Source organism: Ameyamaea chiangmaiensis (genome assembly GCF_013376175.1).
In the GTDB taxonomy this organism is placed as follows: domain Bacteria; phylum Pseudomonadota; class Alphaproteobacteria; order Acetobacterales; family Acetobacteraceae; genus Ameyamaea; species Ameyamaea chiangmaiensis.
This window is the reverse complement of the sequence record NZ_JABXXR010000113.1, coordinates 1-8,945: the sequence shown is the minus strand read 5'-3', so window position 1 is coordinate 8,945 and position 8,945 is coordinate 1. Positions and strand designations below refer to the sequence as shown.

Below are 8,945 nucleotides of genomic sequence, written 5' to 3'. Positions count from 1 at the left end.
GCATCCGCACACCCGATCAGGCGGCGACCGCCGTGCGCGCGGCCGATGCGGCCGTCGTCGCCTCGGCCCTGATCGCGACGCTGGAAGCCACGCTGGACGAAGGGGCCGCGACCGCGCGCACGGTGCCCGCCGTGCTCGAACAGTTGCGTTCGATCGCCGATGGAGTAAGGAAGGCGCGATAACGCCCGGCGGCTGCCGCGCCCCATCCGCACCCCGCTCCTCGCACAAGGAAACACACCCATGAGCTGGATGACCGAATATGTCCGTCCCAAGCTGCGCGGCCTGCTGAAGCGGGAAGTGCCGGACAATCTGTGGTCCAATTGCGCGGGCTGCGGCCAGATGGTGCTCAACAAGGATCTCGAGCGCACGCGCAAGGTGTGCCCGCATTGCGGCCATCACATGCGCGCCCTGGTCGGCGAACGTCTGGCCTGGACGTTCGACGACGGTGCCTTTACCCGCATCGAACTGCCCAAGGTGCCGGTCGATCCGCTGGGGTTTCGTGACCAGAAGCGCTACACCGACCGCCTGAAGGACGCGCGCGCGAAGACCCATCTCGACGAATCTATGGCGGTCGCCCACGGCAAGATCGGCGGTCACGATGCCGTGGTCGCGGTGATGGCGTTCGAATTCATGGCCGGTACCATGGGGGCTGCTCTGGGCGAGGCCTTTCTGACGGCCGCGCGCCTTGCCGTCCTGCAAAAGGCACCGCTGATCGTCTTCACGGCGTCGGGCGGCGCACGCATGCAGGAAGGTATGGTCAGCCTGATGCAGATGCCCCGCACCACGATCGGCGTGCAGATGCTGCGCGAGGCCGGGGTGCCCTACATCGTCGTGCTGACCAATCCGACGACCGGCGGCGTCACGGCGTCGTTCGCCATGCTGGGCGACGTACAGATCGCCGAGCCCGATGCCTTGATCGGCTTTGCCGGCCCGCGCGTCATTCAGGACACCGTGCGCGAGACGCTGCCCGAAGGGTTCCAGCGTTCGGAATATCTGCTGGATCACGGCATGATCGACCTGATCGCCAGCCGCGGCGAGTTGCCCGAGGTCCTGGGGCGCCTGATCGGGCTGCTGAACGTGCGCAACCTTCCCGTCGCTCAGGCCGCCTGACGCCATGGCCGCCAGCGACATACCGGCTGCCGGCTCGCCCCCGCTGGGCGCGGAATTCACCGGGCGTACCGGCGCGGTGCTGGAACGGCTCAACCGACTCTATCCGGCGCTGATCGACCTGTCGCTCGGGCGGCTGGAGCGCCTTCTGGGCGCGCTGGGCAATCCGCATCTCGCCCTGCCACCGGTGATCCACGTCGCCGGTACCAACGGCAAGGGCAGCACCTGCGCCAACCTGCGCGCCATCGCCGAAGCCGCGGGCCTGCGCGTGCACGTCATGACCTCGCCCCATCTGGTCGACGTGACCGAGCGGTTTCGCGTCGCCGGAACGCTGGTGCGCGAGGACGATCTGCTCGCGGTCCTCGAAGAGGTCGAACGGGTGAATGGCGATGCGCCGATCACGGTGTTCGAGGTCCTGACCGCCGCCGGCTTCGTCCTGTTCGCACGCAACCCGGCCGATCTGGTCGTGCTGGAGGTCGGTCTCGGCGGCCGTTTCGACGCCACCAACGTGCTGCCCCGCCCCGCCGCCTGCGCCATCAGCCGAATCTCGCTGGATCACGAGGCCTTTCTGGGACCGGATCTGGTGGCCATCGCCGGAGAAAAGGCGGGCATCATCAAACCGGGCGTGCCGGTCGTGACCGTGGCACAGGACCGCGCTGCCCGCACCGTACTGTCCGCCGTGGCAGAGGACGCGGGCTCGGCCATTTTCGTCCAGGGGCAGGACTGGAGCATCGAGGCGCGCGGCGCGGGCGTTCGATACAGCGACGCGCGCGGCACGTTGGACCTGCCGGCCCCGGCATTGTCTGGTCCCCATCAGATGGAAAACGCGGGTCTGGCGATCGCGGCACTGCGCGCCAGCGGGCTGGCCCTGCCGGATGATGCCTATGCCGGGATCGCGTCGGCCCATTGGCCGGCGCGCCTGCAGCGCCTGACCGGCACGCTTGCCTCCCTGCTGCCGCCGGGCTGGGAGTTGTGGCTGGATGGGGGTCACAATCCGGGCGCGGGACAGGCTCTGTCGGCCGTTCTGGCCGGTTGGGACGACCGGCCCCTCCATCTGCTGATCGGCATGAAGCAGACCAAGGATGCGGCCGGATTCATCGCGCCGCTACTGCCCCATGCCACCACCGTCCACGCCGTGGCCGAACCCGACCAGCACCTCGCGCTGCCGGTCGATGCCGTGATCGACGCGTCCGCGGGCGTGGCGCAGGCCGGCCCCACGGTGAAGGCGGCGATTGAGCGTCTTGTCCGCTCGCAGGCCGCGCCCTCGCGTGTCGTGATCTGCGGCAGCCTGTACCTCGCGGGCGTGGTGCTACGCGCGGACGGTTTTGTCCCGCGCTGAGGGTGCGTTCTCCTGTGTCCAGGGCCTGAGATGTCGCGGACCCACCCTGCTCGCGCCATCATTTTCGATACCGATCCGGGCGTCGACGACGTCATGGCGCTTGCGTTCCTGACGCGTCTGCCGGGCGTCGAACTGCGCGCCATCACCACCACCTTCGGCAATCTGGCGCTTGAGGCCACGACCCGGAACGCCCTGACGATCGCCGAACGCTTTGGCCTTGATGTGCCGGTCGCACAGGGTGCGGCGCACGCGTTGCAGAACGATCAGCCGCGTTTCGTCCCACATGTGCACGGCGCGGACGGGCTGGGCGATGTCCACCTGCCGGTGCCTCGTCGCACCGTCGACCCACGGCCCGCTGCCGACGTCATCATCGATCTGGTGCGACGCGATCCGGGCGCGATCACGCTCGTGGGGGTCGGGCCGTTCACCAATCTGGCCCATGCCCTGCACAAGGCGCCCGAGATCGCCGGTCTGGTGGCGGGTGTGTCGCTGATGGGGGGCGCCTTCGGCACGCACGGCCATACCGGCAATGTCTCGCCGGTGGCGGAGGCCAATGTCGCGGCCGACCCGTGGGCCGCCGATATCGTGCTGGGTGCCTCGTGGCCGGTGACGATGATCGGCCTCGACGTCACGCAGGAGGTGGTGATGGACGAGGCCTATCTCGCCGCGCTGCGCGACCAGGCAGCTGACGCCGGACGCCTGATCTGGGACATATCCCGCTTTTACCAGCGGTTTCACGAACAGACGCGCGGCCTGCGGGGCGTCTTCGCGCATGATTCTCTCGCGGTGGCGCACGCTGTCCGCCCGGACCTGTTCACCACCCGCTCCGGGTCCGTCCGTGCCGTGGCGGGTGGCATCGCGCACGGACAGACGATCCAGAAGCCGCGCGGGCTGCTGTGCGCGCCCAGTTCATGGGACGACCGGCCGGAACAGGCGGTTGCTGTAGGCGTCGACGGCGGGGCCTTTCTCGATCTTTACCGGCGCGTTCTGGTGGCGTAATGCGCGTGCGATCGCTTGATCGACGCTGAAGTCCGACATAAACAAAACTCCCTTTTGCTGCCGGCGGAATACCCTATGCAGAAGGCATGGATATCGCGCGATCCGCACCAGCGTTTGCCCTCGACCGCCGCACAATGGTGCGGGGCGTGGGCCTCGGCCTTCTCTCCTGCGTAGTCAGGGCCGGTCACGGGCTGGCGCTGGATGCCCTGACCGTCGGCGACCAGAAGGGTGGCGCGCATGCGCTGCTCGGCGCAGCCGGGCTGGACGCCGCTCCTGACTCGCCCCTGCGCTGGAGCCTGTTTGCCGGCGCGCCCATGCTGATTCAGGCGATGACGGCCGGTGCCATCGATGTCGGGGTGATCGGCGACGCGCCTCTGGTGTTCGCGCAGGCCGGCGGAAGCCCCCTGCGGGCCGTCGGCGCCGTGCAGACGGACGGCACGATGACGGCGATCGTCGTCGCGCGGAACAGTCCCATTCGCGGCATAGCCGACCTCAAGGGGCGTACGGTTGCGACCCTGCGCAGCCAGACGGGGCATTACCTGACCCTCGCCGCCCTGCGCGACGCTGGATTGAGCGACACGGACGTGCGGTTCGTCTTCATTCCGCCGGCGGCGGCGAAGATGGCGCTTCAGAACGGCAGCGTGGATGCCTGGGCAACATGGGGGCCCTATATCGCCGAGGCCAAGGTCAACGACGGCGCGCGCGAGATCGTCAATGGCGGCCGCCTGATGAGCGGTCTGAGCTACGTCGTTGCGACGCAAAGCGCCCTTGCGATCCGGCGTGATGCCATCGCGGGGTATTGCCGGCTGCTGGCGCGCGGGCATCTCTGGATGCAGACCCACGCCGACGAGTACGCGGCCGTCTGGGCGAAGGAGACCGGGCTCAGCGTGCCTGTGGCGCGGGAGGTGGTGCGGACGATGAAAGCGTCCGTCAATCCGATCGACGCGAGCGTCATTGCCAAGCAGCAGACGGTGTCCGATTTCATGACGTCCACACACATGATTCCCGCCCCCCTCGACGCGAAAGCCGTGTTCGCGTCCGGCTTCTCCTTTTGATGTAGCGGGAGAGCGACACCATGTCCGCCGGACGCCGCCAGACTGTTCCCTTTGCGCTGGGCGCCTATTTCACCGGTTCGGCCACCAATGGTGATGCCTGGCGCGCACCCGAAGAAGACATCGACGCGGACGTGGAGTTCGAACGCTATCGTTCCTACGTCGCGTCCCTGGAAAGAGCCGGTTTTCACGCGATTTTTCTGTATGACAATGTACTGCCGATCGCCGATCCCACCACGCTGGTCCGCACGCCGGCCCTGGCGCGCTGGGACACGTTCACCCTTCTGGCCGCCCTCGCCGTCACGACCACCCATATCGGCCTGATCGGAACGGCGTCCACGACATTCAACGAGCCCTACAATATTGCGCGCAAGGTCGCCTCGCTGGATCGGCTCAGCCGCGGCCGTGCCGGTTGGAATGTCGTGACCGCGACCGGCGGGGGAGAGAACTTCAATCTTGCGGCGCACATGGACCATGGTGCCCGCTACGAGCGGGCCCATGAATTCGTCGACGTCGTCAAGGGATTGTGGGACAGCGTCGATCCATTGGCATTCATTCGCGACAAGAGCAGCGGCGTCTGGCTTGACCCCGGCAAGGTGCACCCGCTCAATCACGTCGGCCGGTTTTACCAGGTAGCGGGTCCGCTGAACGCGCCGCCGCCCGTCCAGAGACCGCCTGTCCTCGCACAGGCCGGTGCGTCGGGACCTGGAAAAGACCTCGCCGCACGCATCGGGGAAGTCATATACACCGCCGCATGCGATCCTGACGAGGCGCGTGCCTATCGTCTTGATGTGCTGGATCGAGCGGGCCGCCATGGCCGCGACGAACGTCACATGCGCTTCCTGCCCGGCCTGGCCCCCATCGTCGCATCGACCGAGAGCGAGGCCCGGGCGAAGTTCGAACGCTATCTCTCCTATCTCGATCATGACGAGACGCTTCAGGCGATTTCGTCCTATTCAAGTCTCAGTCAGGACCTTTCCCTCTGGCCCCGACATACGCCGATCACCCTTGGCGCGGTCGCGGAGACCAATTCGCACAAAAGTCGACAATCCCTGATCGTCGACTGGATCGAACGGTATCGCCCCACACCTGACGATATCCTCAGGACCTTCACACGGGGCGGCCACAGGCTTGTGGTCGGAACGCCGTCGGCGATCGTCGATGACATGCAGGGCTGGTACGAATCCGGCGCCTGTGACGGGTTCAATATCATGTTCACGTCTTCACCTGTTGGGATCGACGATTTTACACGACTGGTCGTTCCGGAATTGAGGCGACGTGGCCTTCTGCAGGACGGCTACGGCAGCCGCATCCTGCGCGAGAACCTGCGCATCCCGTCGGGCAGAGCGAACGATCGTTGACGCTTGTCCATGGTCAGTATTGAAAGAAGTCGTTGGTAACGGATTGTAAAATCCTATTTTCAGAGAGGAAGAAAACCAATCTTTCGCTGATGGAAAGTGCTGTCTCCGACCATGCAGGAATCTCTGATTGACCGAACCGTCCGCACTACGGTGTGGCAACGCTCTGCCCTGGGGTTGCTGAGCGCCCTGGCGACATCCCCCGCGTGGGGGCAGTCCACACCGGCAAGCAACAACAATGCTTCGGCCGAAGCCGTCGTGGTGACGGGTACCCGATCGGCGGTCAAAGCGTCGAAAAGTCTGTCACCGATTGCGATTTTCACGTCCGCCGACCTGAAACGCACGGGCCAAACAAATCTGAAAAACGCGATCGTGGCCCTTGATCCATCGGCAAGCAACACGCCTGGTTATCCGGGCCAGCTTGGCTTCACGACCAAGACCATGTCGCTGCGTGGCCTCGGGGCCAACGAAACGCTGGTCCTTGTCAACGGCAAGCGCCGCCACACGATGGCATCGGTATTTTACGGGGGCGCCATGCAAGGCCAGTCCCCTGTCGATCTGGACATGATCCCCATGAGCGCGGTCGATCATATCGAGATCCTCAAAGACGGTGCAGCCGCTCAGTACGGGTCGGACGCTATCGCCGGCGTTGTCAACATCATTCTCAAATCCGCTGACCATGGCGGTAACGTTGATCTGGGTTACAACCAATATGGCTGGAGTGTCGGACCCCTCGGCGATTACGGCCGGGGTGGCGCGCTCAATTACAATCAGGGCTTCAGGATCGGGCGCGGCGGATTCCTGAACCTAACAGCGGAGTTCGTTGGCAATCAGTCGACGAACTACGCCGGCTATGTTCCCCGGACGCAGGGTGGCAGCCCGGTGTTGCTTTACCCTCTTCTGCCCAACGGGCAGCCCGATCCTCGCGAGAATGGCAACCGCTATCGACAGATTTCCGGCAGCCCTGAGTCAGAACGGCAGAGTATCGCGTATAACCTTGAAATTCCTCTTAACACGTCAGTGAAGTTCTATTCCTATGCCACGTACAGCCATCGCACGTCCTTTGTTGCCGCGTGGTACCGGCCGTCCAATTCGCAACAGAACATCATGAGCGTCTATCCAGACGGGTACCTGCCGACGGATACGACCGAAGATAATGATTTTCAATTTACCAGCGGCGTGCGCGGCAAGGATTTCTTCGGTTGGCAATGGGACGCGAGCGTCAATTACGGTCGCGATGACAGCTCCATCGGCATCAAGAACACGATCAACAATTCCCTTGGCCCGACCAGTCCGCATGATTTCCATTTGCAGTCCCTGACCAACGGTGAACTCACGGCCGATGTCGATCTGCGACGCTCGGTCCGCACGGGCCTGTTCCACGCGCCGCTTCAGGTCGCGGCCGGCGTGGAATATCGTTATCAGCACTACGAGGTTGGCGCGGGCGAGTGGGCCGCCTGGGCGGATGGCGGCTACATCAACCCGGCCAGCTCAGTCTTCCCACAACCCACGGCGGCCCTGCCCTTCGCGTCGGGTCTCGGGGCCACATCGCCCTCCCAGGCCGGATCGCACGCGCGCATGAACGGCGCGTTCTATCTCGATCTGACCCAGAAGGTGACCGACACGGTAACCGTGGGCCTGTCCGGGCGCGACGAACAATACAGCGATTTCGGCAACGCGCTCAGCGGTAAGGCCTCTCTGCGCTATCAGGTGACGCCATGGCTGGCGCTGCGTGGGTCGGCCAGCAACGGTTTCCACGCACCGACCCTCCAGCAGGAATACTTCCAGAGCACGGCCCTGTATTACACCATCCTGCCAAGTACGAACCAGCTCGTGCAGTCCTATACGAACTATGCCTCGGTCAACAATCCCGGCGCGCGGGCGCTGGGCGCGACGCCGCTGAAGCCCGAAACATCGCACAATTTCAGTGTGGGTTTCGTCCTGACGCCCCTGCGCCGGTTCGACCTGTCGCTTGATGCCTATCGGATCGACGTGTTCAACCAGATCGTACCGATCTCGGTCTCCGGCGCGGGGGTGGCGGGGGCGCAGGTGCTTCAGATCCTTCACGACGCGGGGGTCGTTCCCAACGATGGCCGTTATTACGGCTACACGTACGAACGCAATGCCGCCCATGTACGGGCCATGGGTCTCGATCTTCAGGCGCATTACCTGACACCGTTGGGACGCGCCGGCAGTGTTGCGTGGACGGTGATGATGAACCAGCAGCAGCACCAGATCATGCGGGTCAATCCACTCAACGTAAATCTGGGCGCCGGGGTGAACGCGCTGTATCGCAGCCAGATCGGCAACATCACCGCGATCTATCCGCGCAATACGTTGCGGCTCAGCGCCACATGGATGAAGGACGGCTGGAGCACGACCGTGCGCGTGTCACGCTATTCCAAGACGCAGCTCTGGAGCGATCGCGGCGCCGCCTACGACCAGACCGTCGAACCCGCGTGGCTGGTCGATGTCGATCTGTCCTACACGTTTTCAAACCGCATTCGTCTGTCCGCCGGTGGCAACAACATCTTCAACCACCGCCCGCAGACACTCAGCCCGCTGGCGCAGGGCGCGCAGTCCCTTCTGCAGGTCAATCCGAACTACAGCTATGCCTCGGCCTACGGTCTGGAGGGCGGCTATTTCTACGGCCGGATCGGCTATTCATGGTGAGATGATCCCGGGTGATCGCGTCTGCGCCACCGCCCGGGTAACGCGTCAACCGAGCAGACCGGGGGCTGCGCGTACCTCGCCGATCAGCAGACCGTTCCAGTTGTGCATCGCGTGCGATAGCCAGCGATGCAGAACCGGGTCGGCTGCCACCGTGTCGCCCCCGAAGCGGATCATCAGCGCCGCGATGGCGGCCTCGGCACCCCGGATCGCCCCGTCGTGGCATTTCACCGCGATCCCGAGGCCGGTCTCCGGCAGCGCCGCGATCATGATCCCTTCCGCGCCCATCTTGCAAAAGACGCGTTCGCCCAGCGACTCCATCACGACGGTGTCGAACCGTCCGGTCCCCGCGACCATTGCCGGTGCCGCCGCGACCGCCTTGCGCAGCCGCGCGCAGGCACTCGCGCGGTCCGCGTGCAG

Annotated in this window: 7 protein-coding genes and 1 pseudogene; 7 read left to right on the top strand and 1 reads right to left on the bottom strand. The window is 65.1% G+C overall.

Annotated features, from left to right (window positions below):
• From trpA to HUK82_RS12230, 7 genes and pseudogenes are all read left to right on the top strand, one after another.
• Positions 1–182 (top strand): annotated as a pseudogene (gene trpA, locus HUK82_RS12260) (tryptophan synthase subunit alpha); the annotation flags it as partial.
• 58 nt (positions 183–240) lie between these two features.
• Entirely contained in the window at positions 241–1,110 is an 870-nt protein-coding gene (gene accD / locus HUK82_RS12255) for an acetyl-CoA carboxylase, carboxyltransferase subunit beta (protein ID WP_176614234.1), read from the top strand.
• A 4-nt stretch (positions 1,111–1,114) separates the two neighbouring features.
• Complete coding sequence (locus tag HUK82_RS12250) at positions 1,115–2,446, top strand: bifunctional folylpolyglutamate synthase/dihydrofolate synthase (RefSeq protein WP_176614233.1); 1,332 nt, start codon at positions 1,115–1,117, stop codon at positions 2,444–2,446.
• Positions 2,447–2,476: 30 nt separating this feature from the next.
• Positions 2,477–3,445, top strand: coding sequence for a nucleoside hydrolase (locus HUK82_RS12245; RefSeq protein ID WP_176614232.1), 969 nt, complete (start codon positions 2,477–2,479; stop codon positions 3,443–3,445).
• A gap of 86 nt (positions 3,446–3,531) precedes the next feature.
• On the top strand, positions 3,532–4,500 hold the full coding sequence (locus tag HUK82_RS12240) for an ABC transporter substrate-binding protein (protein WP_176614231.1): 969 nt from the start codon (positions 3,532–3,534) through the stop codon (positions 4,498–4,500).
• Positions 4,501–4,520: 20 nt separating this feature from the next.
• Positions 4,521–5,858, top strand: coding sequence for an NtaA/DmoA family FMN-dependent monooxygenase (locus HUK82_RS12235; protein WP_176614230.1), 1,338 nt, complete (start codon positions 4,521–4,523; stop codon positions 5,856–5,858).
• 111 nt (positions 5,859–5,969) lie between these two features.
• On the top strand, positions 5,970–8,528 hold the full coding sequence (locus HUK82_RS12230) for a TonB-dependent receptor plug domain-containing protein (RefSeq protein ID WP_176614229.1): 2,559 nt from the start codon (positions 5,970–5,972) through the stop codon (positions 8,526–8,528).
• Between the two features lie 45 nt (positions 8,529–8,573).
• On the opposite strand, the gene HUK82_RS12225 is transcribed toward HUK82_RS12230, so the two are convergent.
• Positions 8,574–8,945 (bottom strand): asparaginase (locus tag HUK82_RS12225; RefSeq protein WP_176614228.1); only part of this gene is annotated, 372 nt, incomplete at its 5' end.